A 25,207-nucleotide genomic window follows, 5' to 3' on the forward strand; every position below is an offset into this window, starting at 1 on the left:
GCAGTCAGTCTTCGGCCTCCATCAGCCCGGCCGTCTCCCGCTCGTGGCCGTGGGGGCTTCGTGACAGCTCGCGGCGAACGTTCGCCCTGTCCGGCGCCGACTTATTCTGGCTGAGCTTGTACTTGCCCTCCAGGCGGGTCACGGCGACCTCGAACGTGACCACGCCCGCAAGGAGGCGCCGTTCGAACTCCTCCGGGATGGCCCGCATGTCCGGCGTGAACGCCCCCACCATCCCGTACGCGATAGCGCGGGTGACCTCACCCTCCACTACCCGCGCGTGGCCGTAGGCGTGGACCACCGCGTAATTCCAGGTGGGCACGTTGGGCACCGAGTCGTACCACCCCGGGTCCACCAGGGCGTGCGGCCCCTGGAAGATGACGAGCACCTCCTGGTCGCCGAAGTGCCGCCACTGCCCGTTCGCGCGGGCGAGGTGCGAGCGGAGGAACACCGTGTCTGCCTCCTCCTGGATCAGCAGGGGCAGGTGGGTGGCGAAGGGCACGCCGCCGGGCGCGGTGACGAGCGTGGCGAAGGAGTGCGCCCGCATGAAGCGCAGGAGTTCGTCCCGGTTGTCCATGCGGTTGTGGGCGGGAATGTACATGCCCCAGGATAGGGCGCGGCGCGGGCTTACCCGGCCCGGCTGAGCCTTCCGCGCAGCAGCGCCGGGCCGTGTTCGGCGGCGGTGCGGACCAGGATGCCCATCTTGTGTGGATTCGCTTCCAGGTCGATGCGGATGCCCAGTTCGGCGGCGCTCTCGCTGCACGCGGGGCCGATGCTCACCACGACCATGCGGCCCAGTGCGGCGCGCACCTCGGCCTCCAGCCGCAGCCGCTCGGCGAACTTCAGGAAGTGCAGGAGTTGGGTGCCGCTGGACAGGAGCAGGAGGTCCTGCCCGCCCAGCGCCGTGTCGCGGACGGCGAGGCCCAGCGGAGCCGTGTCGTGCGGGAAGGCGCAGCGGTAGACGGGGACGCTCGTCACGCGCAGGCCAGCCCCGGTCAGCGTGCGCAGCATCGCCCCGGGGGTCGGGTCGCCGTATTCGAGGATGACGGCGTGCTGGCCGGGCTTCAGCGTCCCCAGCAGGTGGTCCTGAACCTCGTGCCAGGTGTGCGGGCGGGGCACGACGGTCCCGGTCAGGCCGAAGGTCTTGAGCGCCTGGGTGGGCTTGTTTCCCCGTGCGACGAGGGGCACGTCCCCCAGTTTCTCCAGGTGCCGGGGGTCGCGCGCCGCGAGGTCGCGCAGGAACATCTTCGTCCCCACGCCCGTCATGCAGGCGACGGCGTGAATGTCGCCCGCCGCCAGCCCCGCCTCGAACCGCGCCAGGTGCGCGCTCAGGTCGAGCTTCTGCTCCCTCATGCTCGGCGCGACGGTCGCCTCCCCGCCGTACTTCTGGATCAGGGTCGCCATCTCCTCCGCGCGGCGCGACTCCAGGCTCAGGACCCTCAGCCCCGCGAACCAATCCACACGTCACCGCCTTCCACCCGCACCGCGTAGGTGGGCACCATGACCGCCGGGTCATCCAGGCTGAGACCCGTCTCCAGGTCGAAGGCGTGCTTGAGGAGGGGAGAGGCGACCTTGAGCGTGTCGCCCTTGCTGCCGGTCAGACCGCGCGCGAGCACATTCGCGCCCGTGAAGGGGTCGCGGTTCCCCAGGGCGAACACGCGCCCGGCCACACGGAAGACGGCGACCTGCTCGCCCTGCACGAGGGCGCACACGCCGGTCCCCGGCAGGATGTCGTGGACGGCACACACGCGCGTCCAGGTCTGTTCGGAGGAGGGGGGAGTCAGGGTCAGGGTCATGGGAGGGCTCCTTCGGGAGGGGTCAAAGAGGCTCAGGCATGAGGAAGGGGCCAGAGGATTTCCTTCCAGCTCACTCAGTCGTCCCCGCCCGCCATCGGCAGGGGGATCAGCTCGTGCAGGGAGGCCGGGCGAATCTGACCGCGCTCGTTCACCCACTGGACCCCGTTGTCGCGGGCGTCGGAGTTGACGAAAGTTCGGAAGCGGGCGTGGCTGGTGGGGTCGGCGAGGGCGGCGGCCCACTCGTCGAAGTAGGAATCGACGTGCCGGGCCATCGCCGCATCGAGGTCGGCGCAGATGCCCAGGGTGTCGTCCATGATGACGCCGCGCAGATAGTCGAGGCCGCCCTCCAGGTTCTCCAGCCACGTGCTTGTCCGCTGGAGACGGTCGGCGGTGCGGACGTAGAACATCAGGAAGCGGTCGATGGTGCGGATCAGCGTCTCCTCGTCCAGATCGGCGGCGAGGAGGACCGCGTGCCTGGGCGTCACGCCGCCGTTGCCGCCGACGTACAGGTTCCAGCCCTTTTCGGTGGCGATTACGCCGAAGTCCTTGCCGCGCGCCTCGGCGCACTCGCGGGTGCAGCCGGAGACGCCCGACTTGATCTTGTGCGGGGAGCGCAGGCCCCGGTAACGCAACTCCAGCCTGACCGCCAGGCCCGTCGAGTCCTGCACCCCGTAGCGGCACCACGTCGAGCCGACGCAGCTCTTCACCGTCCGCAGGCTCTTGCCGTAAGCGTGGCCGCTCTCGAACCCGGCGGCGATCAGGTCGCCCCAGATCGCGGGGAGGTCGTCGCGCTGGGCGCCCAGCAGGTCGATGCGCTGCCCGCCCGTGATCTTGCAGGACAGGCCGTACTTCCTGGCAACCGCACCGATGGCGATGAGGCCCTCCGCCGTGATCTCGCCGCCCGGCACGCGGGGCACGACCGAGTAGGTGCCGTTCTTCTGGATGTTCGCCAGGAAAGCGTCGTTCGTGTCCTGAAGGGGGGCGTGCTCGGCCTTCAGGACATATTCGTTGTGCAGCGTCGCCAGGATGCTCGCCACGGCGGGCTTGCAGGTCTCGCAACCCAGGCCGGTGCCGTGGGCGCCCAGCACCTCGTCCCAGGTGCGGTGGCCCTTCACCCGGATGAGGTTGAAGAGTTCCTGCCGTGAGTGCGGGAAGTGCTCGCAGATGTGGTTGACGACCGTCTCGCCCAGACGCCGCAGTTCAAGCTGGAGGAGGCTGTGCATACTCGGCACGCAGCCGCCGCAGCCCGTCCCCGCCCCGGTGCACTTCTTCAGGCCCGCCACGTCGCGGCAGCCTCCCTCGATGGCCGAAACGAGCGTGTTCGTGCGGACGTTCTCGCAGGAGCAGACGAGCGCATTGGTGCTGACCGGGAGGGCTTCACCGCCGGGCAGGGGCGGCACGATCAAGGTCTCGGGCGGGACTGTGAGCGGCGTCCCCGAGAGCGCGAGGTCGAGCAGATCGCCGTAGCGGGCGGTGTCGCCGACGAGCAGACCGCCCAGCACGCGGGTACCGTCGGGGCTGAGGACCAGCTTGGAGTACGTGCCCCGCACGTTGTCGCTCAGGCTCACCGAACGCGCGTCCGGCGTCTGCCCCTTCGCGTCGCCGAAGGAACCCACCTCGACGCCGAGGAGCTTGAGCTTGGTGCTCATATCCGCGCCGATGAACCTTGCATCCGTGGGCCCGCTCAGCCCCAGGTCCGCGAGGAGGTTGGCCGCCGCCACCTTCGCCATCGCGTAGCCGGGGGCGACGAGGCCGTAGACCCACCCGCCATGCAGGGCGCACTCGCCGACCGCGTACACGGCGGGGTCACTCGTCACGCAGCGGTCGTCGATCTGAATACCGCCGCGCTCCCCGACGGTCAGGCCACACGCGCGGGCGAGGTCGTCGCGGGGCCGGATACCCGCCGAGAAGACGACCAGATCGGTCTCCAGCCGCGAGCCGTCCGCGAAGACGAGGGCCGTCACGCGCCCGGCGTCGTCCGTGCTGACCTCGCTCGTCGCCCTGGAGGTGTGGACACCTATGCCCATGTCCTCGATGATCCTTTTCAGCAGCGCCCCGCCTTCCGCGTCGAGCTGGGCGGGCATGGGGTGGGGGGCGAACTCGACCACGTGCGTTTCCAGCCCCAGCTTGCGCAGGGCCCCGGCAGCTTCCAGCCCGAGCAGCCCGCCGCCGATCACCACGCCGGTTTTAGCGTCCTGAGCGGCGGTGCGAATCGCGTCCAGGTCGCCCAGCGTGCGGTAGACGAAGCAGCCCGCCGCGTCCCTGCCGGGAGTAGGCGGCACGAAGGGGAAGGAGCCGGTGGCGAACACGAGCGCGTCGTAGGCGAGCGTTTGCTCCCCCGTCTTGCCCGTGACGTTGACCGTCCGCGAGTCCCGGTTCACGGCGGTCGCGCGTCCCCAGGCCACGTGGACGCCCTGCTCCTCGTAACCATCTGCGGTGGCGAGGGAGAGGTCGGGGCAGTCGTCGTCGAAGTGGGCACTCAGGCGCACCCGGTCGTAGGCGAGCCGCGTTTCCTCGCTGATCACGGTGATGCTCAGGGTGTTCGCCTCGGCCCCAGCGCGCAGGTTGTCCACGAGGCGGTGACCGACCATGCCGTTCCCGACGATGACGACGTGGGGGAGTTGGGTCTGGGGAATGGCTTGAATCATCTGGTCCTCCAGGTGGGCCGAGCAGGAGAAACGGCCCGCCGCCATGCCCCTATTGAGGAGGAAGAGATGCAAGTTGTCAACAGGCAGAGAAGAACTTGAGCATACTTCTGGCCCCATTACCCTCTCAAGGCCCCATTCCTATGCAAATCGTCTACAAATTTGTTTACAAGCTGCAAATTTGGCCTTGACTCGTCCCCCGTCTCCTGCCAGGGTGCGCCCATGTCGAGTGCGCCCTTCCCCAGCCGCGACCCCTCCACGCGCGTCGTGCGGACGACCTGCCCGTACTGCGCGGTGCAGTGCAATTTCGACCTGCACGTCGTGGACAACCTGCCCGTCAGGGTGACGCCGACCAAGGAGTGTCCGGTCGCCCACGGCACCGTCTGCAAGAAGGGCCTGTTCGCCCTGAACGACGTGCGGCACCCCGACCGCCTGACCGGGCCTCTGCTGCGGAGGAACGGCGAACTCGTGCCCGTGAGCTGGGCCGAGGCGCTGGCCTACGTGTCGGAGGCCCTGCGGCCCCTGCTCGCCACCCGCCCGGATGCGGTCGGCGTCTTCGGCAGCGGCGCCCTGACGAACGAGAAGACCTACCTCCTGGGCAAGTTCGCCCGCCTGGCGCTGGGAACCGCGAACATCGACTACAACGGGCGCTACTGCATGTCCTCGGCGGCGGCGGCGCTGAACCGCACCGTGGGCTACGACCGGGGCCTGGGCTTTCCGCTGGGCGACGTGGCGACGAGCGACCTGATCCTGCTCGTGGGCGCGAACATCGCCGAGACGCTGCCGCCGGTCATGCAGTACCTCAAGGGGGCGCGGGACCGGGGGGCCACGGTGTATTCCATCGACCCGCGCGCCACCGTAACAGCGAAGGTGGCCGGGCGTCACCTCGCCGTGCGCCCAGGCACCGACGGCGTGCTCGCCCTCGGCCTCCTCCACCTGATGAAGGCGTGGAACTGCATCCGCCCGACCGCCCCCGCCCACGGCATGACCGAGGTGCTGTGGCAGGCCGACGACTACCCACCCGCCCGGGTGGCGCACGAGTGCGGCATCTCCGAGGACGAACTGCTCACCCTGGGCAGGCTCTACGCTGGCGCCCACAAGCCGCTGATCCTGACCGGACGCGGCCCCGAGCAGCACGCGCACGGCACGGATACCGTGCAGACGTACCTCAACCTCGCCTTCCTGACCGGGCACTTCGGCAAGCCGGGCGGCGGATACGGCACGCTGACCGGGCAGGGAAACGGCCAGGGCGGGCGCGAACACGGGCAGAAGGCGGACCAGCTTCCCGGAGCGCGCAGCCTGCGGAATCCGGGGCACCGTGCGGAGATCGCCGCCCTGTGGGGTTGCTCGCCCGACGACCTGCCCCAGCCCGGCCGGAGCGCCCAGGAACTCTTCAACGCCTGCGGTGAGGAAGGCGGGATCGAGGCCCTGATCGTCCTCGGCTCGAACCCGGTCGTCAGCGCGCCGGGAGCCCTTCAGGTGCGCGAACGGCTTGAAGCCCTCAAGCACCTCATCGTCATCGACTTCCTGCCCAGCGAGACCGCGCAGCTCGCCACCTTGGTCCTCCCCGGCTCCATGTGGTGCGAGGAGGAGGGGACCACGACCAACTTGGAGGGCCGCGTGCAGCGCCGACGCAAGGCGATCACCGCCCCCGGCGCGGCCCGTGAGGACTGGCGCATCCTGTGCGATCTGGCGGCGGCGGTCGGGCGGCCCCGGGGCTTCACCTACGCCACCTTCCGCGAGCTTCAGGACGAGTTCTTCCGGGCGACGCGGGGTGGCGTGGCCGACTACGGCGGCCTGAGCGCCGAACGCCTCGACCGGGCGAGCGCCCAGTGGCCGGTGCGGAGTGCGGACGGCCCCGACACCCCCTACGCCTACGCGCCGACGTACCCCACGCCGGACGGCCTCGCCAGGCTGCACGTCCCGAGCTTCCCGCCGCCTCCCGCGCCTCGGGGACTCACCCTCACGACCGGGCGGCTGGGCAACCAGTACCAGAGCGGCACCCAGACCCGCCGCAACCCGGCCCTGCGCGCGAGCCTCGAACTTCAGGTCCACCCGGAGACGGCCCGCGAGCGCGGCCTGAACCCCGGCGACCTCGCCCGCGTCACCACCCGGCACGGCACGCTCGACCTGCCCGTGGCGCTCAACCCCGGCCTGCGCCCCGACACCTTGTTCATGCCCTTCCACTGGGAGGCGAGCGCGAACCTGTTGACGAGCCCCGACAGTCTCGACCCTCACTCGCGGATGCCCGCCTTCAAGGCCACGCCCGCCAGCCTCGTGCCCGTTCCCGTCACCGCACTCGCCGGTTCCATCTCTGAAGGCCGCCCCGCCCGAACCGCCCCGTTGGAGGGGGGAGTGCCCGTCTGACCGATCCCGCTCAGCCTCCACCCCCGGCCCCCCGTTTCGCTCCCCCGAGGTTCCCCATGACCCAGCCCGCCAATATCCCGCTCCCCGCCCTCGCCCTCAGCGCCGACGCCCGGCGCGTCGTGACCTGGAGCACGCTCGGCTTCACCCTGATGTTCGCCGTGTGGGTGATGTTCTCCATCGTGGCCCTGCCGATCCGCAAGGGGCTCGGGCTCACCGACGCGCAGTTCACGCTGCTGACGGCGATTCCGGTCCTCACGGGCTCGCTGCTGCGCCTGCCCGCCGGGCTGCTGGCCGACCGGCTCGGCGGCAAGAAGATGTTCCTGGCTGTGACGCTGGTGACCGCCGCCTTCTCGCTGGCGCTCTCCTTCGCCACGGGGTACGACACGCTGCTCGCCCTCGCCCTCGGGGTGGGGCTGGCGGGGGTGAGCTTCGCGGTGGGGAACGCCTGGATCGCCCAGTGGGTGCCCGCCTCGCGGCAGGGGCTTGCACTGGGGACCTTCGGAGCGGGGAACGCGGGGGCGAGCATCACCAAGCTCGTCGCGCCCCTGCTCATTACCCTCGTGCCTGCCGGACTGCTGATTCCGGGTGGGTGGCACTTCGTCCCCTTCGTGTTCGCGCTGACGCTCGTGCTGTGCGCGCTCCTGACCGCCCGGCTGACGCCCGCCGACGCCGCCGTGCGTCCCCAGCGCACCCTCGCCGACTGGCTGCGGCCCCTGGGCAACGTGCAGGTGTGGCGCTTCGGGCTGTACTACGTCGTGTTCTTCGGCGCCTACGTGGCCCTGAGCCTCTTCCTGCCGAAGTACTACGTGGACCATTACGGCCTGCCGCTGGCGGAGGCGGGCCTGCTCACCGCCCTCTTCATCTTCCCGGCGAGCCTGTTGCGTCCCCTGGGCGGCTACCTGAGTGACCGCTTCGGGCCGCGCGGGGTGACGATTACCTCCTTCGCGGTGATGCTCCTCGGCCTGTTGCCCCTGACCCACGAACTCCCGCTCGCCACCTTCCTGGGGCTGACCACCGTGGTCGGGGTTGGCATGGGCGTGGGCAAGGCGAGCACCTACACGCTGGTCGCGCAGTGGTATCCGGGGCAGATGGGCGTGGTGGGCGGTCTGGTCGGGCTGCTCGGCGGGTTGGGCGGCTCCATCCTCCCGCTGACCTTCGCGGCCCTGGGGCCCTCGATGGGTGCCCAGGCGGCCTTCATCACCCTGCTCGTTGTGACGTTCGCCAGCACCGTGATCTTCGTGGGGAGCATGTTGCGCCTGCGGGCGCTGGGGCGGCGGCCCAGCTTCGCCTGACCCGATCACCGCAGACCGTGGGGGAGGGGCCGCGTGCCCTTCCCCTTCTTCGTGCCCGGTGGGGTAGGGCCTTCCCGAACAAAACCCGAAGTAGGCCACCCCCCGGCCCGTGTTAGCCTCCTTCCCGTGATCCTCTCGTGATGCTCGCTGTGATCGGTGTCGGCCTGCTCGCCGGGGTGCTGGGCGCGATTCTCGGCCTCGGCGGCGGCGTGGTCGTTGTGCCCGCGTTGGAGTTCGTGCTGCCGCACTTCGGCCACCCCATCACCATCGGGCAGGCGGTCGCCGTGTCGCAGATCGGGGTGCTGGCGGTGGGCCTGAGCGGCGCGGCGAGTTACCTGCAACAGGGGTTGGTGCGGGCCCGGACCGGATACCTGCTCTCGCCGTACACCATCGTCGGCGGCGCGCTGGGCAGTTTCCTGGGTCTCGTGCTGCCCGCCCAGGCGGTGGCGACGGTGTTCGCCCTTTTGCTGCTGTACTCGGCCTACAACCTGCTGCGCGGCCTGAGAAGGGTGGAGGTCGAGCGCCCCCCCAGCCGTCTCGTGCCCCCCGCCATGACCTTCGCGGGGGTGATGAGTGGCCTGCTGGGCATCGGCGGCGGGACGGTGCAGGTGCCGGTCCTCAACCTGCTCGCGGGCGTGCCCATCCGGCAGGCCATCGCCACCTCGACCTTCATCATGGGCCTGACCGCCGTGGGGAACGCGCTCGTGTACCGGGCGGGCGGACTCCTTGACGTGCGCCTCGCGGCGGGGGTGGCGCTGGGCGTCCTCGTCGGGGCGCGGGCGGGAGCGGGGCTGCAAAGCCGGATTCCTGCCGCGCAGCTCAAGCTCTTTTTCAGCCTGCTCCTGATCTTCACGGCGGGGCAACTGCTGTGGAAATACTGGGCCTAGGGAGGTGGGCGGGTGACCAAACAGAGGCAAAAGGCCGCCGGTCGGCAGATGCACGTTTTCAGGGTGGTGAGCCGGGTGAAGGTGGCGGGCGAGCGCCGATATCCCTACCGGGTGCTGGGCCTGCCCCAGGGGGCCGACCTGCACGGGCTCGCGCAGGCCATCGTGGGCGCGTTCGGCTTCGACTTCGACCACGCCTTCGGCTTCTTCGACACCCCCGATCCCTACCGGGCGAACGTGGCCTACGAGCTGTTCCGCGACCTGGAGGGAATGGAGGGCGGTCCCGCTCCCGCCCCCCAGGGGATGCCCAGTGAAACCGACCTCGCCCTGATGCTGGGGATGGAGGCGCTGGACAAATTGGCCCTGCTGCGCGAGACCGCCGACTTCCTGGCCCGCCGCCTGGAGGAGGAACTGCTGCCCCGACTGCCCGAGCGACTGCGCGACCCCGTGCGCCTGCGTCTGCGGGAGTTCACCGCCGACCTGCTGGACGTGGAGGGTCTGGAGGCGGCCCAGGCGGAGGACAGCCTGCCCCTCCCCCCGGAGGCCCGCGAATTGTTGCGGCAGCCGGGCGGCCTGGAGGGGCTTCTGGGGATGTTCCAGGTCGTGCAGACGGCTCCGGAAGCTCTCGGCGCCCCCACCCGCGAGGAACACGGCGTCACGGGCGTTCCGGCCACCGTTCCCTTCGAGCGGCAACCCAAGTGGACCTTCCTCTTCGACTACGGCGACGACTGGACCTTTGACGTGACCTACCAGGGCGTGCAGGACGCCCCGCCCCGTGTCCGATTGCCGCGTGTGCTGGAAAGCCTCGGCACCGCGCCCGAGCAGTACCCGGACTATGAGGAGGACTTCGAATGACTCGCCCCCCGTCTGACACCGAACTCGCGGGTCTGCCCGCCTGGCTCTACCCGGCGGGGTTCTGGGTGGCCGTGGTGCTCCTCGCCCTGGGCGTCCTGTTGCCGGGTTACGCCTTCCTCGGCGTGGTATGCGTGGCGCTCGTGCCCGTCCTCGCCGCCGTGTGGGTGGCGCTGGGGGCGTGGAGGAGAGACCGCCGCCTGAGCGTCGCCGCACTCGCGGCCCTGGGGGGGCTGGCGGTCGTGTTCGTGGTGAAGGGCTTCCTGCCCGGAGGGTGAGATCGGGTCGGCGCCCGGTCCACCATCTTCTCTAAGCTGAGGCATGATCCCTCGTGCCGCCCTGTTCGTGGGGCTGACGCTGCTGCCTTCCGCCGCCCTCGCCCAACGCACGCCGCAGGAGTTGGCGCAGGCACTCCAGACCGCCGCCCGCGCTGGCGACGCCGCCGCCTACCGCGACCTCCTCGCCCCGAACGGCACTTTCACCGTCGAGGGCGCCAACTTCGCGGCGGACCTCGCGCGCCGGGCTCCCGCCGACGTGACCTACACCCTCGGCGATCTGCGCCAGCAGGGCTCGCGGGCGACGGCGAACCTGACCCTCGTGTGGACCCGCGTGCCGGAGGGGAAAGGCCCGGCCGAGGGGCAGGCGACCCGGGTGACGCTGCCTGTGGGGCTCGTGCGGGTCGGCGAGGTCTGGCGGTACGCGGGCGAGGCGTTCCGGCCGTTGAAGACCGACACGGGCACCCTCCTCGCGCTGGACGTGCCCGGACTGCCCGAACGTGTTGCACCCCTCGCCCCGCTGCTGCCCCGGGCCGCCCGCGAGGTGCAGAACGTGCTGGGCCTGACCGTGCCCCCGGACGCCGTGGTCAAGGTCTACCCGGACTCGCCGATCCTCAGCGCCAGCGTCTACCTGTCCCTGCCCCCCGTCGCCGGTTGGAACGAGCCCGGTGAAGCCATCAAGCTCGTCCTGGCAGGCGGAACCCCGGCAGAGGTCGAAGGGACAACGCTGCGAGTGCTCACCCATGAATTCACCCACCTCGCCGTCGGTCTCGCGGCGGGCCCCGGCAGGGACAAGCGCATTCCCTGGTGGCTGCACGAGGGACTGGCGAACTTCGCGGCCCGCGCCTTCGTGCCCGGGCGGAGTTGGCAGGCGTGGCACAGCCGGGCGAGTGCCTACGCCAAGTCGGGCTGGGTCCCCCTCTCCGAACTCGCCGACTTCCCCTCGGTTCCCGAGAACCGCTGGGACAACGCCTACCGCCAGGGCCTCGGGGTGGTGGAGTTCCTGGCTCAGACACGGGGGAAAGGGGAGCCGTGGCGCCTCACTCAGGCGTTCGCAGAGACGGGGGATGCCAATGCTGCGGCCAGAGCCACCGGGTTCCCTTCCTTCACCGCATTAGAGGCTGCCGCCCGGGCGTGGCTGGCGGGAGGCTGAACCCCGCCCCACCCCCAATTCCCTTGTGCCCCTCCGAGTGGACAAACGCCCCCGCGCGCCCTAAAGTTTGAACTGAGTTCAAGAATCGAGCCAGAGCCACCGGAGGTCGCATGAAGATACAGAAAGCCGCCGTCATCGGCGCGGGCGTCATGGGGGCCGCCATCGCCGCCCAGCTCGCCAACGCGGGCATTCCCGTCACCCTGCTCGACATCGTGTTGCCCGACCAGCCCGACCGCAACTTCCTCGCCAAGCAGGGCCTTCAGCGGGCGCTGAAGGCCAGCCCCGCCGCCTTCATGGACCCGGTGCGGGCCGTGCTGATCACGCCCGGGAACCTCGAAGACGACCTCGGCAAGCTCAAGGACGCCGACTGGATTCTAGAGGCGATCATCGAGAAGCTTGACGCCAAGCGGGACCTGTGGGCGCGGGTGGAGGGCGTGGCGAAGAAGACGGCGATCATCTCCTCCAACTCCTCCGGCATCCCCATGCACCTCCAGATCGAGGGCCGGGGCGAGGACTTCCAGCGGCGCTTTGTCGGCGCGCACTTCTTCAACCCGCCGCGTTACCTGCACCTCCTCGAAGTGATCCCCACGCCGAAGACCGATCCCGAGGTGCTGCGGACCTTCTCCGAGTTCGCGGACCACACGCTCGGCAAGGGCGTGGTCGTCGCCAACGACGTGCCGGGCTTCGTCGCCAACCGCATCGGCGTGTACGGCATCATCCGCGCGATGAAGCACATGGAGCGCACGGGCCTCACGCCGGACGAGGTGGACCAGCTCACCGGCCCCGCCCTCGGCCGCGCGAAGAGTGCGACCTTCCGCACCGCCGACCTGAGCGGGCTCGACATCATCTACCACGTCGCCAACGACCTCGGGAAAGCCACGCCGCCCGACGAGGACTTCAGCCTCACCGACACCTTCCGCCGTCTGGTGGAGGAGAAGAAGTGGCTCGGCGACAAGACGGGCAGCGGCTTCTACAAGAAGACGAAGGACGAGCGCGGCAAGACCAAGATTCTGAGCCTGAACCTGGACACGCTGGAGTACGAGGACCGGGGCAAGGTCAGCGTGCCCGCCGTGGAGGCGGTGAAGAGTCAGCCGCTCGCCCAGCGGGTGAAGGCGCTCTACAACGCCGAGGGCAGGGAGGGCGACTTCCTGCGCGGCGTGATGAACGACGGTTTCTGGTACGCGGCGAAGATGGCCGGGGTCGTGTCGGGCCGCCTTCAGGACATCGACAACGCCCTGAAGTGGGGCTTCGGCTGGGAGGAGGGCCCCTTCGAGACGATGGACACGCTGGGCGTTCAGACCGTCATCGCCAACCTGGAAGCGGAAGGCCGCACCCTCCCGCCCCTGCTCCAGGCGATGAAGGAGTCGGGCCGCGAACGCTTCTACCAGGGCGAGGAGACCGTCACGCCGACGGGTGAGCCGACGCGGTACGAGGCGCCCTACTTCATCCTGACCGACCTGAAGAAGGACGCCACGAAGGTCGTCAAGAAGCGGCCTGGCGCGAGCGTCGTGGACCTCGGCGACGGCGTGCTCCTCGTCGAGTGGCACGCGAAGATGAACGCGCTGGGGGAAGACCAGCTCCGCGCCGTGCAGGACGCGCACAAGCTCGTGGGGGAGATGGGCTACGCGGGCCTCGTCCTCGGCAACCAGGGCGAGAACTTCAGCGCGGGGGCGAACCTGCCGCTGATCCTCGCCCAGGCGCAGGCCGAGGAGTGGGACGAGCTGGACAGCGCGATCAAGCAGTTCCAGCAGGTCACGACCTCCATGCGCTTCAGCCCGCACCCGACCGTGGCCGCGCCCTTCGGCCTGGCACTCGGCGGCGGCTGCGAGTTCTCGATCCACGCGGACCACATCGTCGCCAGCGCGGAGACGTACATGGGTCTCGTGGAGGTCGGCGTCGGCCTGATCCCCGGCGGCGGCGGCACGAAGGAAATGCTGCTGCGCTTCACGGACCAGCTTCAGCCGAATCAGCCCCTGCTGCCTGCCGTCCAGCGTGCCTTTGAACTCATCGGCACGGCGAAGGTCTCCACGAGCGCCCTCGAAGCCCGCAAGCTCGGCTTCCTGCGCGACCACGACACCATCGCCATGAACAAGAACCGGATCATCGAGGAGGCCAAGCGGCAGGTCCTCGCCCTCGCGCCCGGCTACGTGCAGCCCACGCCGCGCCAGGACATCCCCGTGATGGGCGACGCTGCCATCGCCGCCGTCAAGCTCGCCCTCTACGGCATGACCGAAGGCGGGTACGCCTCCAAGTACGACGCCGAGGTGGGCACGCAACTCGCCCGAGTCCTGGGCGGCGGCACGGGCAACAACCGCACCGCGAAGGTGAGTGAACAGCACCTCCTCGACCTGGAACGTGACGCCTTCCTCACCCTGCTGGGCAAGAAGGGCACGCAGGACCGGATTGCCCACATGCTCAAGACGGGCAAGCCGCTGAGGAACTGAGCGTGAGCGAGCGTCCCCGCCTCCTCGACTGTCTGCGCCACATCCGCAAGCGTCGCGTCGCCGCCTGGGCTGCCCTGGGCTACGCTGCCCTGCTGGCGGTCGGGGCCTTCGTCGGCGCCGAGATCACCCTGCGGTCCAAGACGCGCCGGGTGAAGGGGACGTTCGTACCGGTGGGGCGGCGGGGGAACTCGATCTACCTGCCCGCCTCGCCGGAAACGCTCTCACGCGGCGTCATCGGCATCGTGCCCCTGCGGCCCAACCGGGGACATGCGATCTTGGGACCTGCCAAGATCGTCGGGACCCTCGTGCGGCGCGAGGTTCAGGAGGAGCACGGCGTGTTGCCCAACGGCGCCCTCGCCTGGGCCTCCACCTTCGTCTACAACGGTACCCCGGCGCAACTGGGTGTGCCGTACCAGAGCACCGCCGTCCACACGCCCCTGGGAGACATGCCCGCGTGGCACATCCCGCCTGTCTCGGGCGAGCGGGACGCCATCGTGATCGTCGTCCACGGGCACGGGGGACAGCGGTCACAGGCGCTCAGGATGCTTCCGGCCCTGCGGCGCACGGGCGCGGGTTCCCTCTTCGTCACCTTCCGCAACGCCTACGGTGCCCCCCGCTCCGGGAACGGCTTTCACACCTTGGGCGACGAGGAGGCCGAGGACGTGCTCGCCGCCCTCCAGTGGGCGAGGGAGGCGGGCTACCGGCGGGCAGTGCTGTACGGCTTCAGCATGGGCGGCAATATCGTCCTGAGCGTGCTGCGCGACAAGTTCCAGCCGTTGCCCCTTCCCGTCCTGGGCGTCATGCTCGACTGCCCGGTGCTCGACTGGCGCGCGACGATTCGCTGGCAGGGGCAGAGGTACGGCCTGCCGCCCCTCGTGGCGAGGCATGTGGCGACCTTCGTGCAGTACGTCGTCACCCGCCGCTCAGGCCAGGACTTCGACGCGGTGGACCAGATCAAGGCCGCGCCAGGCTTCCGGGTGCCCATCCTCCTGTGGCACGGCACCCGCGACCGTACCATTCCGGTAGCGCAGGCGGACGCCCTCGCCGCCGCCCGCCCCGATCTGGTGGAGTACCACCGGGTCGAGGGAGCCAAGCACATCCGCTGCTGGAACCTCGACCCGGCAAAGTATGACGGGGCGCTGGAGGAGTTTGTGGCGCGGGTGTTGGGGGAGGTGAAAGCGTGAGTTCTCTGCTCGTAGTGGTGCAACGCCTTTCCTTCGAGTGGGGCAAGGAGGCGCGGGGTGGTCCACTCGCTACCCGGCGCACCCAAGCCCTTAAGCACGCGCTTCTGCCTACATGGAACCTCAAGCTCTCGACAACTGCTCTGGTGCAAGTTCTGGAGCTTAACGATGCTGACGTTTTCGCCCAAGCGCGTGAGCGGGTGTAGGAGTACGAGAAGTTGGTCTCTGCTCGCCCTGCCGAGCTTGAGATCAGGCTTGACGGCGACGCTCTCCGCGTCATGCCCTACTCAAGTAACCCACTGGGGCAGAGCAAGATCACTGAATTGCAGCCGGGTGAGACGGCAAAGTACGAGTGGAACGAGCGCATCGTCCTTGAGCACACCTGGCGGTACAAGCACACCATTTTGAATGTTGCCCTGACTTCCCGGCCTCCCGACACGCGACTGTTCTACAAGCAACCCGATCACCACGAGTCAAAGCTCGTGCAGATGTATTGAAAGAGGAGCTTCCCATGCGTGATGCTGTCATCGTTTCTGCCGTTCGTACCCCTGTCGGTCGCGGCGTCAAAGGCACCCTTGCCAACACCCGCCCCGACGACCTCGCCGCCCTCGTGCTGTCCGAGGCCGTGAAGCGCGCGGGCGTGGACCCCTCCATCGTGGAGGACGTGTACATGGGCTGCGCCATCCCCGAGGCCGAGCAGGGCCTGAACGTCGCGCGCATGGCCGCGCTGCGGGCGGGGATGCCCGACTCGGTGGGCGGCGTGACCGTCAACCGCTTCTGCTCCAGCGGCCTCCAGACGATTGCTATGGCGGCGGCGGCGATCCAGACCGGGCAGGCGGACGTGATGCTCGCGGGCGGCGTGGAGAGCATGAGCATGGTGCCCATGACCGGCCACAACCCCAGCCCCAACCCGGACCTCGTGGACGAGCGCCCCGGCGCCTACATCGGCATGGGCCTGACCGCCGAGAACGTGGCCGCCAAGTACGGCGTGAGCCGCGAGGATCAGGACGCCTTCGCCCTCCGCAGCCACCAGCGAGCGGCGGCGGCCCAGGACTCGGGCAAGTTCGACGCCGAGATCATCCCCGTGCCCGTGCAGGTGGATAAGGTCAAGGGCACGAAGCTCACGAGCACGACCGTCACCTTCGACAAGGACGAGCTGATCCGCCGCGACGCCAACCTGGAGGACATGGCGAAGGTGCGCCCAGCCTTCAAGGCGACCGGCTCGGTGAGTGCCGCCAACTCCAGCCCCTTTTCCGACGGGGCCGCCGCCGTCCTCGTGATGAGCGCGGAGAAGGCGCAGGAACTCGGCGTGAAGCCCCTGGCGAAGTTCCTGGGCTTCGCGGTGGCGGGCGTGGAGCCCGAACTCATGGGCATCGGCCCCGTGCGCGCCGTGCCGAAGGTCCTCGCGCAGACGGGTCTGACCCTGGACGACATCGACCTGATCGAGCTGAACGAGGCCTTCGCCGCCCAGAGCCTCGCCGTGGCCCGCGAGCTGGGCTTCGACGAGGAGAAGATGAACGTGAACGGCGGCGCCATCGCCCTGGGGCACCCGCTGGGTTGCTCGGGCGCCAAGCTCACGGCGACAGCGATCTACGAGCTGCGGCGCCGGGGCGGCGGCAAGGCGCTGATCACCATGTGCATCGGCGGCGGCATGGGCGCGGCGGGCGTGATCGAGGTCTTCCCGTCCGAGGAGGAGGGGCAGGGAGAGCAGGCGGCGGACTGAACCGAATCCTTCCTTTCGGCAAGCCCCGGCTGGTGCGGGGTTTTGTCTTAACTTCTGAAGATAAAGATCTGCTCAAGAGCGTGCCCCGGCCTTTACTCACAGGCCTCATAAACTGTAAGAGCTATGGATCGGCCTACAAACCAGGAAGGGATGACGCCAAATGACGTGCTGGTAGAGCTGGGTCGCCTATTCCCTGAGAGCTCTGTCATTCACGCTGACGGAGATTCCTATTTCATGGCGAAGGCAGACCAGAAAATGCCTTTTGCCACGTTGGTCACCTCCGATCAACATGACGCAGCCTCGAACCTGAACCGTGAGGGCGTCTACCGCTTGAATCTGGGGGTAAAGCGGGACACTTACATAACGCTGTTCGGAGCGGTGCCGAAACCCCACACGGCTTGGGACGTGATTGACACGGGTCACAACTACGCGGCCCTCGATACCCTGATGCCCCATCCCATCTATGCACCAATGGGTTGGATCTGCGTCCTGAATCCGGGCGCCGCAACCTTTGAGAGGCTGCGCCCACTGTTGCAGGAGGCCTACGAGAAGGCAGGGAGGCACCAGTAAGGGGTCCATTTACTCACTTATGGTCTTGAACCTCGTGAGCGGTGCCTGCGCCTCCGCCTCACCCACGTTGCCACCCGCGCCGTTCCTTTTTCTTGCGGCCGACTGCGCTACCCTCCCCCCATGTCCGCTCCGGTTGCCACCCCGGCCCGCTCCCGCCTGCGCCTGCGCGTGACGGCGGCGGCGGAGTCGCATCTGCGTGCCGGGCATCCCTGGCTGTACGAATCGAGCGTGCGCGAGCAGAACCGGGCGGGCGAGGCCGGGGAACTCGCCGTGGTATACGACCGCCGCGACCGCTTCCTCGCCCTCGGCCTGTACGACCCTGCCTCGCCGCTGCGGCTGCGGGTGCTGCACACGGGCTCTCCCGTCACCGTGGACGAGGCGTGGTGGGCGGCCCGGCTGGATGCGGCCCTCCTGCGTCGTGCGTCCCTCTTCGGCCCCGATACCGACGGCTACCGGGTGGTAAATGGTGAGTCGGACGGCTTTCCCGGCGCGGTCGTGGACCGGTACGCCGACACGCTCGTCCTCAAGCTGTACACGGCGGCGTGGTTTCCGCACTTGCCCCTCTTGCTGCGGCTGTTGGAGGACCGCTTTCCCGGCTTCCGAGTGGTCCTGCGTCTGAGCCGCAACACCCAGGACGCGGCGGGGGAGGTGGGTCTGCACGACGGCCTGACGCTCGTGGGCCACGAGCCGGACGGCCCGGTTATCTTCCGCGAGTCGGGCCTGCGCTTCGAGTCGGACGTGGTGCGCGGGCAGAAGACCGGCTTTTTCCTCGACCAGCGCGAGAACCGCCGCCGGGTGGGGGAGATGAGCCGGGGGCGGCGGGTACTGAACGCCTTCTCGTTCTCGGGAGGCTTCTCGCTCTATGCCGCGAGGGGGGGAGCGTCCGAGGTCGTCAGCCTCGACATCAGCGCGCACGCGCTGGAGAGTGCCCGGCGGAATTTTGCCTTGAACGCCGACGATCCCCAGGTTGCCGCCTGCCATCATGAGACCGTACAGGCCGACGTTTTCGAGTGGCTCTCGGATACCCGGCGCGAGTTCGACCTGATCGTCCTCGATCCCCCGTCCCTCGCGCGGCGGGAATCGGAGCGGGCGGGGGCGATTAGGGCCTACGGCAGGCTCGCCGGGGACGGGCTGCGGCGGCTGGCGCGGGGCGGCATCCTCGTCAGCGCGTCGTGCTCCGCCCACGTCAGCGCGGAGGAGTTCTGGGACGTGGTGAGGGGGGCGGCGGACCGCTCGGGTCGCAGGTGGCGCGAGCTGGCGACCACCCGCCACGCGCCCGACCACCACGCCACCTTTCCCGAGGCCGAGTACCTCAAGGCCATTTACCTGCGACTCGACTCCTGAGTCTACACTTCCCTTGTGGGCGGGGGGACGCGCAAGATCATCCATGTGGACATGGACGCCTTCTACGCGTCGGTGGAACAGCGTGACGCCCCCGGGCTGCGTGGTCGGCCCCTCGCCGTCGCCTGGGGGGGCAAGCGCAGCGTGGTCCTCACCGCGAGCTACGAGGCGCGGGTGTACGGGGTCCGCAGCGCCATGCCCCTCTACCGTGCGCTCGAACGCTGCCCCGGTCTGCTCGTGGTGGAGCCCAGGTTCGACGCCTACCGAGAGGTGAGCGCGCAGGTGCAGGACATCTTCGCCGCCTACACGCCCCTCGTCGAGCCGCTGTCGCTGGACGAGGCGTACCTGGACGTGACCGCGCCGCTCAGAGGTGGGCCGAGCGCCACCCGCATCGCCGAACGTCTTCGTGCCGAGATTCGTGCGGGGACCGGGCTCACCGCCACGGCGGGCGTGAGCGTCAACAAGTTCCTGGCGAAGCTGGCGAGCGGCATGAATAAGCCCGATGGCCTGACCGTCCTGCTGCCGGACGAGGCCGACGCGCTCCTGGCGAAGTTGCCGACGGGGGACTTCCACGGCATCGGCCCGGCGACCGCTGCCAAGCTCGCCGCGCACGGTATCCACACCGGGGCGGACCTGCGCGCCACGCCGCCCGCGCAACTCGTCGCCTGGTTCGGCCGGGTCGGCGAGCACTTCGCCCGCATCGCCCGGGGGCAGGACGACCGCCCGGTGGAGCCAGGCCGCGCGCCCGTGAGCATCGGCACCGAGGAGACGTACGCCCAGGACCTGCGCACCACCGAGCAGGTCCGCGTCGCGTTGCCGGACCTCGCCCGGGCGGTGGAGGGTCGGCTCACGCGGGCCGGGCTGGCGGGACGGGTGGTGATTCTCAAGCTCAAGTTCGACGACCGCAGCGGCGTCACGCGGCAGGTCACCCTGGGCCATGCCGTGCGTGACGCGGGCACGCTCTCGCGCCACGCCGCCCGCCTCGTCAGCACCGAGTTGATCGCGGGACGGGGGGTGCGGCTCGTCGGCATCACCGTCTCCGGGCTGGGCCCCCCGTCCGAGCCGCCCCCGTCCCTCTTCGGGGAGGTGGACGGGGAGGGTTCTTCATGTGGGGCTGACCCGGAGGAAGGCCACCGTGTCGGGCGGTTGTGGGTAGGATGGTGACGACTCGGGCTTTTTACCTGGAGCATGAAGACGGTGGGGCCTTCCCACCCGCGCCGGGGTCAGCGCCGCCCTGCGCAAATCCAACCTCCCGCCTGCTCGTCATGCGGTTCGACGACGTGTTGCAGCCCCAGGTCGCCAAAATCCAGATCGTCTCGGCCGACAGCCTGAAGTGAGGCCCGCCCGGGCCGTCTCTCCCGGGTGTGTCCGTGTTCCGGGACGCGGGAAGGATAGACAGGCGGCGCGGCGGCAGGCTACATGACTTCCTTTTTTCGCCCGCGCCCCCGCCTATCCTGCCTGGCATGAGGGCCCGCCCGTGAACAACGAGATTCCCGTGCAGAGCTTAGGCCCGCAGGGCGAGGTCATGGCGCACGCCGTCGACGCCTGCGTGCACTGCGGCTTCTGCCTCCCCGCCTGCCCGACCTACGCGATCCTGGGCGACGAGATGGACAGCCCGCGCGGGCGCATCGTCCTGATGAAAGAGGTGCTGGAGGGAGAGTTGCCGCTGGCCGACGCCGCCCCGCACCTCGACCGCTGCCTGGGCTGCCAGGCCTGCGTCTCGGCCTGCCCCAGCGGCGTGCCCTACGGCGAACTCATCACGAGCTTCCGGGGCTGGAGCGAGCCCCTGCGGGAGCGCAGCCCCTTCGACCGGGCCAAGCGGGCGGCCATTCTCAAAATCCTTCCCGCCCCCAGGGTCTTCAGCGTGGCGGCGAGGGTCGGCCAGTACGCCAAGCCGCTCGCCCCCCTCCTCCCTGCCGCCCTGCGCGCCCCGATGGACCTGTTGCCCGAGCATGTCCCGGCGATGCAGCCGAATGCCAGGGTCACGCCCGCCAGGGGCAGGAAGCGGGGCAGGGTCGCCTTCCTCGCCGGGTGCGCCCAGCAGGCCCTCGCGCCCAACTTCAACGCCGCGACCCTGCGGGTGCTCGCGCGCAACGGCATCGAGGTCGTGATCCCCGAGGGGCAGGGCTGTTGCGGGGCCGCCGCGCTGCACACGGGGGCGCGGGACGAGGCGCTGCGGCTGGTCCGCCAGAACCTGCGCGCCTTCGACCCGGACGAGTACGACGCCATCCTCTCCAACGCGGCGGGCTGCGGGGCGGGGCTCAAGGAATACCCGGTGGTGGTGCACGGCCTCGAAGGCGAGGAGCGGGCGCGGGCCTTCGCCGCCAAGGTGCAGGACATCTCCGAGTACCTGGGCAAGCTGCTGCGGGAAGGGGACCTTGAACGGCCCATGCCCACCTCGCGGCCCCTCACGGTCGCCTACCACGACGCCTGCCACCTCGCCCACGCGCAGAAGATTCGGCTGGCGCCCCGCGAACTGCTGCGCGCCATTCCCGGCGTGACGGTGGCGGAGGTGCCCGAGGGCGACCTCTGCTGTGGCTCGGCGGGCACCTACAACCTCGAACAGCCCGAACTGGCGAATCAACTCGGCGTCCGCAAGGCGGGGAACATCCTCTCGACCACCCCCGATCTCATCGCCAGCGGCAACATCGGCTGCCACACGCAGATTCAGAGTCATGTGCGCCGTCAGGGGAGCCGGGTGCCGGTGCTGCACACGGTCGAGGTGCTGGATCTGGCGTACCGGGGGGAATTGTGACGCAGAGGCAGTGGTTGGTGGGCAGTGGTAAGTGGGAAAAAACAGAAGGCTGGGGGCTCGCTATTTGCTCCTCCCCCCTTGTGGGGGACTTGCAAAGCTGCGAAGCAGAGGTTGGGAGGGGGGGAAAGCGGGCGACCCGTTCCTGTGATCCAGCCATACGTCCCACGCCTGGAGCCCACCCATGACCCCCGAGAAAGTCGCCTCCACCCCCGGCTCCCCCGCCCGGGGGCCCCGCTCGAACGGCGTGCCGGACAGTCCCCTCGCCGCCGAGCTGACCCGCACCCTCGGCCCGAAGAAGGTGCTCAGCGCCCGCTCCGAGCGCCTGAACTACCGTTACGACGCGATTCAATTCGGGGAGACCCCCCTGGCGGTCGTGCTGCCCGAGTCGACGGCAGACGTGGTGACGGCGGTGCGGGCGGCGCGGGCGGCGGGCGTCCCCGTCGTGGGGCGCGGGGCGGCGAGCGGGCTCAGCGGCGGGGCCGCCCCCCTGCGCGAGTCGCTGGTGATCTCGTTCACCCGCATGACCCGGCTGGAGGTCTTCCCGGAACGGCGCGAGGCGCGGGCGCAGTCGGGCGTGGTGACCCTTTCCGTGACCGAGAAGGCGAGGCCGCACGGGTTGATCTATCCCCCCGACCCTGCGAGCTTCCGCACGAGCACCATCGGCGGCAACCTCGGGGAGAACGCGGGCGGGCCGATGTGCTTCAAGTACGGGGTGACGGGCGACTACGTGAAGGGGCTGGAATTCGTGGACGAAGGCGGCGAGGTGCATGAATTGACCCGCGATGCCTACGACCTCGCCGGGCTCCTCATCGGCTCGGAGGGCACCCTGGGACTCATCACCGAGGCGACGCTGCGCCTCACGCCTCCTCCCAGGTACACCCGCACCCTGATGGCGAGCTTTCCCGAGGTGGGTGAGGCCGCCGAGGCCGTCAGCGCCGCCATCGCCGCCGGGGCGGTGCCGAGCAAGCTGGAGTTCATGGACCGGGCCTGCACGAACGCGGTCGAGGACTTCCTCGCCATCGGCCTCCCGCGCGAGGCGGGAGCGGTCCTCCTGGTGGACACCGACGGCGACGACCTGGAGACGGTGGAGGAGGAACGGGCGCTCGTGGAGGCCGCCTGTCTGCGGGCCGGGGGAACGGTGCGCCGGGCGGCCACGGATGCCGAGAGCGCCGCCCTCTGGCAGGCCCGCCGCAGCGTGTCGCCCGCCCTGGGCCGCATCCGCCCCCAGCGCATGAACGAGGACATCGTGGTGCCCCGTTCCGCGTTGCCCGACGTGGTGCGCGAGATTCGCGCGCTCGGGGACGCCTCGGGCCTGCCGCTCGTGCAGTTCGGGCACATCGGCGACGGCAACCTCCATCCCAACATTCTCTTCGATCCCCGGCGCGAGTCCCCGGCCGCCGTCCACGACCTCGCGCACGAGATCGCCCTCGTCGCCATCCGCCACGGCGGGGTGCTCAGCGGCGAGCACGGCATCGGCACCATGAAACGCCCCTTCATGCGCGAGGCGGTGGACCCGGTGACCCTCGGCGCCCTGTGGAGCGTCAAGCACGCTCTCGACCCCCGGGAGCTGCTCAACCCCGGCAAGATTCTTCCCGACGAGCACGAGGACGCCCCCCATGCCCATCCTTGACCTCTCGCCCGGCGACCAGACCGTGACCGTGAGCGGCGACACCGGGCTGCTGGAGGTGTACGCGGCCCTGCCCCCAGGCCTCTTCCCCCCCTTTCCCCGGGTCGAACTGCCCGGCGGCGTGGGCGGCCTCGTCTCCCGGGGAGGCTTCGGGCAGAACTTCTTCTTCGGCGCGGAGGTGCTGGGCGTGACCTTCCGCGCTCCCTCCGGCCGGGTCGTGAAGGCGGGTGGGCGCACGGTGAAAAACGTCCAGGGCTACGACCTCACCCGCCCCTTCGTCGGCTCGTTCGGGGCGCTGGGCGAGGCGCTGGACGTGACGCTGCGGCTGAGGCCCGGCCTGAGCGTGCGGCACGTCGCGGCCCCCGGTGACCTCGCCGCGCTGGGGGACGTCGGCGCCCGCTTCGCGTGGCAGGACGGGGAGGAGGTCCACCTGATGCACTTCGGCCACGCGCGGGAGGTGGATCGTGCTCTGAGCGTGCTGCCCGGCGCCCGCGAGGTCACGCAGGCCCTCGACCTGCGCCTCCGTTTCCCGGACGGGCTGGGGGTGGGGGAGGGTGCCGACCTGCGTGACCGCCGCTTCGGCTGGGTGAATGGGGTCAGCGTGCCGCCCGTGCCCGGATTGTTCGGCAAGTTGGCGGCGGCGTTGTAGGGCGCAACTTCAACGGCTCAACCGAGGTCTTTTACCCCCTCTCCCCTTGCGGGAGGCTTGCAAAGTTGCGGGGAGAGGGGTGGCGAGCGCCGCTCGTCCTTTTGCCAGACGACGAAAATGGGTTTTTCGCCAGTTTCGCAATTCGCATCAGGCGTCCCCCGGGGGGAGGGGGTGAGCGGGTCGGGCAGGAGAGGCCGCAACCTCCCCTCACAACCTCCCGTCCGCGTACACGTCTCCCCGGCTGGCGGGCAGGGGCACGTGCCTCCGCTCGTCCGGCTTGGCGAGGAGGGTCTGGAAGATGCTGAGGTGCCCGGCGGAGAAGTAGTACCCGCAGGCATGGAGGTAGATGCGCCACAGGCGGTAACGCTCCTCGCCGAGTTCGGCGCGGGCCTCAGCCTCCCGCGCTTCCAGTCGCCGTGCCCACTCGGTCGTCGTCCGCGCGTAGTGCTCGCGCAGGTTCTCCACGTCGCGCACCTCGAAGAGGGCGGCGTCCGCGTACCGCAGGGTCTCCCAGATCGGGAGCAGTTCGCCGTCGGGAAAGACGTACCGGCGCGCGAAGTTCCCTGACTGGATCAGGTTCGAGACCTTTGCCTGCCCCAGCCCGTCGCTGATGGCGTGGTTCATCATCAGCCCGCCGGGCTTCAGGACGCGGTGGGCAGCGGCGAAATACTCGGGCATGTTGCGGCGGCCCACGTGCTCGGCCATGCCGACGCTCGCGATCTTGTCGAACTCGCCCGTCACGTCCCGGTAGTCGCGGAGTTCCAGCGTGACGAGGTGTTCCAGGCCCGCCGCCCTCACCCGCGCCCGGCCCTCGTGAAGCTGCGCCTCCGAGAGCGTCACGCCGAGCACCCGCACCCCGTACCTCTGCGCCGCGTAGACCGCCAGCCCACCCCACCCGCACCCGATGTCGAGGAGGCGTTCGCCCTCCTTCAGGCGCAGCTTGCGGCAGATCAGCTCCAGCTTGGCCTCCTGCGCCTCGTCGAGGGTCTCCGTGCCGCGCGGGAAGTAGGCGCACGAGTAAACCATCCGTGTGTCCAGCCACATCTTGTAAAAATCGTTGGACACGTCGTAATGTGCCTGCACCGCTTGCCGGTCACGCTCGCGGCTGTGGGCCTCGCCGTGCAGCCGGGCCAGGGGCGTGGGAGGTCTGGCGTTGGCCCCCCGGCGCAGGACCCTCACGTCGCGCAGCAGGGAGGCCACCTGCGCCGGGGAGAAGTGCGGATTCAAGGTGTCGGCCAGCCCCACAATCCTCCCGAAGTCCCCCTCGATGTCGAAGTCGCCGCGCAGGTACGCCTCGCCGAGCGCCACGTCGAGCGGAAGACGGAGCATCCGGCCCAGCGACTCCGGGGAGTTCAGGACGAGCCGGGCGGCGGGCTCGGGCGTGGAGGCGGGGAGTTCATGGCCGTCCCACAGCCGCACCGCGAAGGGCCGCTCGGGGGGAAGCACGGCGGTCAGCACGCGCCGGGCCGCCTCCAGCAGTTGCGCCTCGCCCGGCCGGGTGCGGGCGCGGGCGACCACCACGGCCCCCAGGGCGGTGAGCACGGCGGCCAGCCCCATCGTCTGAGCGGAGGTGGCGGGCGAGGGGTTGGGCTGAAAACGGGGCGGGTCAGAGGGGGACATGGGACCTCCAAAGGGGTGGGAGAAGTGCCGTTCAGG

Annotated in this window: 22 protein-coding genes; 17 read left to right on the forward strand and 5 right to left on the reverse strand. The window is 69.8% G+C overall.

What is annotated here, in order from left to right:
- Nucleotides 1-4: 4 nt before the first annotated feature.
- The 4 genes from DAETH_RS05170 to nirB form a co-directional block, all read right to left on the reverse strand.
- On the reverse strand, nt 5-598 hold the full coding sequence (locus DAETH_RS05170; protein WP_264776848.1) for an FMN-binding negative transcriptional regulator: 594 nt from the start codon (nt 596-598) through the stop codon (nt 5-7).
- Nucleotides 599-624: 26 nt separating this feature from the next.
- The gene (locus tag DAETH_RS05175) at nt 625-1,458 is read right to left on the reverse strand and encodes a uroporphyrinogen-III synthase (protein WP_264776849.1); all 834 of its coding nucleotides are present in this window, start codon (nt 1,456-1,458) and stop codon (nt 625-627) included.
- On the reverse strand, nt 1,437-1,793 hold the full coding sequence (gene nirD / locus DAETH_RS05180) for a nitrite reductase small subunit NirD (RefSeq protein ID WP_264776850.1): 357 nt from the start codon (nt 1,791-1,793) through the stop codon (nt 1,437-1,439). The genes DAETH_RS05175 and nirD overlap by 22 nt, the downstream gene beginning before the upstream one ends.
- Before the next feature lie 74 nt (nt 1,794-1,867).
- Nucleotides 1,868-4,441: a nitrite reductase large subunit NirB gene (nirB, locus tag DAETH_RS05185; RefSeq protein WP_264776851.1), complete on the reverse strand. Its 2,574-nt coding sequence runs from the start codon at nt 4,439-4,441 to the stop codon at nt 1,868-1,870.
- 219 nt (nt 4,442-4,660) lie between these two features.
- Between nirB and DAETH_RS05190 the strand changes: the two genes are divergently transcribed.
- The 17 genes from DAETH_RS05190 (at nt 4,661) to DAETH_RS05270 (ending at nt 23,551) form a co-directional block, all read left to right on the forward strand.
- On the forward strand, nt 4,661-6,805 hold the full coding sequence (locus DAETH_RS05190) for a molybdopterin oxidoreductase family protein (protein ID WP_264776852.1): 2,145 nt from the start codon (nt 4,661-4,663) through the stop codon (nt 6,803-6,805).
- A gap of 56 nt (nt 6,806-6,861) precedes the next feature.
- Nucleotides 6,862-8,097, forward strand: coding sequence for an MFS transporter (locus DAETH_RS05195; RefSeq protein WP_264776853.1), 1,236 nt, complete (start codon nt 6,862-6,864; stop codon nt 8,095-8,097).
- Between the two features lie 140 nt (nt 8,098-8,237).
- Nucleotides 8,238-8,984, forward strand: a complete 747-nt coding sequence (locus tag DAETH_RS05200; protein WP_264776854.1) for a sulfite exporter TauE/SafE family protein — start codon at nt 8,238-8,240, stop codon at nt 8,982-8,984.
- Between the two features lie 12 nt (nt 8,985-8,996).
- Complete coding sequence (locus DAETH_RS05205) at nt 8,997-9,836, forward strand: plasmid pRiA4b ORF-3 family protein (RefSeq protein WP_264776855.1); 840 nt, start codon at nt 8,997-8,999, stop codon at nt 9,834-9,836.
- The gene (locus tag DAETH_RS05210; protein ID WP_264776856.1) at nt 9,833-10,111 is read left to right on the forward strand and encodes a hypothetical protein; all 279 of its coding nucleotides are present in this window, start codon (nt 9,833-9,835) and stop codon (nt 10,109-10,111) included. Before DAETH_RS05205 ends, DAETH_RS05210 begins: the two co-directional genes overlap by 4 nt.
- 43 nt (nt 10,112-10,154) lie before the next feature.
- Nucleotides 10,155-11,261: a hypothetical protein gene (locus DAETH_RS05215; RefSeq protein WP_264776857.1), complete on the forward strand. Its 1,107-nt coding sequence runs from the start codon at nt 10,155-10,157 to the stop codon at nt 11,259-11,261.
- A gap of 110 nt (nt 11,262-11,371) precedes the next feature.
- Nucleotides 11,372-13,705, forward strand: coding sequence for a 3-hydroxyacyl-CoA dehydrogenase/enoyl-CoA hydratase family protein (locus DAETH_RS05220; RefSeq protein WP_264776858.1), 2,334 nt, complete (start codon nt 11,372-11,374; stop codon nt 13,703-13,705).
- 2 nt (nt 13,706-13,707) lie between these two features.
- The gene (locus DAETH_RS05225; RefSeq protein WP_264776859.1) at nt 13,708-14,889 is read left to right on the forward strand and encodes an alpha/beta hydrolase family protein; all 1,182 of its coding nucleotides are present in this window, start codon (nt 13,708-13,710) and stop codon (nt 14,887-14,889) included.
- 275 nt (nt 14,890-15,164) lie between these two features.
- Nucleotides 15,165-15,383, forward strand: coding sequence for a hypothetical protein (locus tag DAETH_RS05230; RefSeq protein WP_264776860.1), 219 nt, complete (start codon nt 15,165-15,167; stop codon nt 15,381-15,383).
- A gap of 14 nt (nt 15,384-15,397) precedes the next feature.
- Nucleotides 15,398-16,609 (forward strand): thiolase family protein, encoded by a 1,212-nt coding sequence (locus DAETH_RS05235; RefSeq protein ID WP_264776861.1) that lies wholly within the window; start codon nt 15,398-15,400, stop codon nt 16,607-16,609.
- A 150-nt stretch (nt 16,610-16,759) separates the two neighbouring features.
- Complete coding sequence (locus DAETH_RS05240) at nt 16,760-17,179, forward strand: DUF6194 family protein (protein WP_264776862.1); 420 nt, start codon at nt 16,760-16,762, stop codon at nt 17,177-17,179.
- 120 nt (nt 17,180-17,299) lie between these two features.
- Complete coding sequence (locus DAETH_RS05245; RefSeq protein ID WP_264776863.1) at nt 17,300-18,523, forward strand: 23S rRNA (cytosine(2499)-C(5))-methyltransferase; 1,224 nt, start codon at nt 17,300-17,302, stop codon at nt 18,521-18,523.
- 15 nt (nt 18,524-18,538) lie between these two features.
- A complete protein-coding gene (dinB, locus tag DAETH_RS05250) occupies nt 18,539-19,684 on the forward strand; it encodes a DNA polymerase IV (RefSeq protein WP_264776864.1) in 1,146 nt (381 codons plus the stop codon).
- Nucleotides 19,678-19,857 (forward strand): hypothetical protein, encoded by a 180-nt coding sequence (locus tag DAETH_RS05255; RefSeq protein WP_264776865.1) that lies wholly within the window; start codon nt 19,678-19,680, stop codon nt 19,855-19,857. The genes dinB and DAETH_RS05255 overlap by 7 nt, the downstream gene beginning before the upstream one ends.
- Nucleotides 19,858-19,997: 140 nt before the next feature.
- A complete protein-coding gene (gene glcF, locus DAETH_RS05260; protein WP_264776866.1) occupies nt 19,998-21,275 on the forward strand; it encodes a glycolate oxidase subunit GlcF in 1,278 nt (425 codons plus the stop codon).
- A 181-nt stretch (nt 21,276-21,456) separates the two neighbouring features.
- A complete protein-coding gene (locus DAETH_RS05265) occupies nt 21,457-22,905 on the forward strand; it encodes an FAD-binding oxidoreductase (RefSeq protein WP_264776867.1) in 1,449 nt (482 codons plus the stop codon).
- Nucleotides 22,892-23,551 carry a DUF5639 domain-containing protein gene (locus DAETH_RS05270; protein WP_264776868.1) on the forward strand — a complete coding sequence of 220 codons (660 nt, stop codon included), beginning with the start codon at nt 22,892-22,894 and terminating at the stop codon, nt 23,549-23,551. Before DAETH_RS05265 ends, DAETH_RS05270 begins: the two co-directional genes overlap by 14 nt.
- Before the next feature lie 207 nt (nt 23,552-23,758).
- Here DAETH_RS05270 and DAETH_RS05275 read toward each other — a convergent pair whose 3' ends face one another.
- A complete protein-coding gene (locus DAETH_RS05275) occupies nt 23,759-25,171 on the reverse strand; it encodes an SAM-dependent methyltransferase (RefSeq protein ID WP_264776869.1) in 1,413 nt (470 codons plus the stop codon).
- Nucleotides 25,172-25,207 lie beyond the last annotated feature (36 nt).

Origin of the sequence: Deinococcus aetherius (genome assembly GCF_025997855.1) — a bacterium.
Lineage (GTDB): Bacteria > Deinococcota > Deinococci > Deinococcales > Deinococcaceae > Deinococcus > Deinococcus aetherius.

Bases quoted from the DNA above. Each gene is read 5' to 3' on its own strand.
- DAETH_RS05170 (WP_264776848.1), bottom strand. From the start codon at position 598: ATGTACATTCCCGCCCACAACCGCATGGACAACCGGGACGAACTCCTG.
- nirD (WP_264776850.1), bottom strand. From the start codon at position 1,793: ATGACCCTGACCCTGACTCCCCCCTCCTCCGAACAGACCTGGACGCGC.
- nirB (WP_264776851.1), bottom strand. From the start codon at position 4,441: ATGATTCAAGCCATTCCCCAGACCCAACTCCCCCACGTCGTCATCGTC.
- DAETH_RS05190 (WP_264776852.1), top strand. From the start codon at position 4,661: ATGTCGAGTGCGCCCTTCCCCAGCCGCGACCCCTCCACGCGCGTCGTG.
- DAETH_RS05195 (WP_264776853.1), top strand. From the start codon at position 6,862: ATGACCCAGCCCGCCAATATCCCGCTCCCCGCCCTCGCCCTCAGCGCC.
- DAETH_RS05200 (WP_264776854.1), top strand. From the start codon at position 8,238: ATGCTCGCTGTGATCGGTGTCGGCCTGCTCGCCGGGGTGCTGGGCGCG.
- DAETH_RS05210 (WP_264776856.1), top strand. From the start codon at position 9,833: ATGACTCGCCCCCCGTCTGACACCGAACTCGCGGGTCTGCCCGCCTGG.
- DAETH_RS05215 (WP_264776857.1), top strand. From the start codon at position 10,155: ATGATCCCTCGTGCCGCCCTGTTCGTGGGGCTGACGCTGCTGCCTTCC.
- DAETH_RS05220 (WP_264776858.1), top strand. From the start codon at position 11,372: ATGAAGATACAGAAAGCCGCCGTCATCGGCGCGGGCGTCATGGGGGCC.
- DAETH_RS05230 (WP_264776860.1), top strand. From the start codon at position 15,165: ATGCCCTACTCAAGTAACCCACTGGGGCAGAGCAAGATCACTGAATTG.
- DAETH_RS05235 (WP_264776861.1), top strand. From the start codon at position 15,398: ATGCGTGATGCTGTCATCGTTTCTGCCGTTCGTACCCCTGTCGGTCGC.
- DAETH_RS05240 (WP_264776862.1), top strand. From the start codon at position 16,760: ATGACGCCAAATGACGTGCTGGTAGAGCTGGGTCGCCTATTCCCTGAG.
- DAETH_RS05245 (WP_264776863.1), top strand. From the start codon at position 17,300: ATGTCCGCTCCGGTTGCCACCCCGGCCCGCTCCCGCCTGCGCCTGCGC.
- DAETH_RS05255 (WP_264776865.1), top strand. From the start codon at position 19,678: ATGGTGACGACTCGGGCTTTTTACCTGGAGCATGAAGACGGTGGGGCC.
- DAETH_RS05265 (WP_264776867.1), top strand. From the start codon at position 21,457: ATGACCCCCGAGAAAGTCGCCTCCACCCCCGGCTCCCCCGCCCGGGGG.
- DAETH_RS05270 (WP_264776868.1), top strand. From the start codon at position 22,892: ATGCCCATCCTTGACCTCTCGCCCGGCGACCAGACCGTGACCGTGAGC.
- DAETH_RS05275 (WP_264776869.1), bottom strand. From the start codon at position 25,171: ATGTCCCCCTCTGACCCGCCCCGTTTTCAGCCCAACCCCTCGCCCGCC.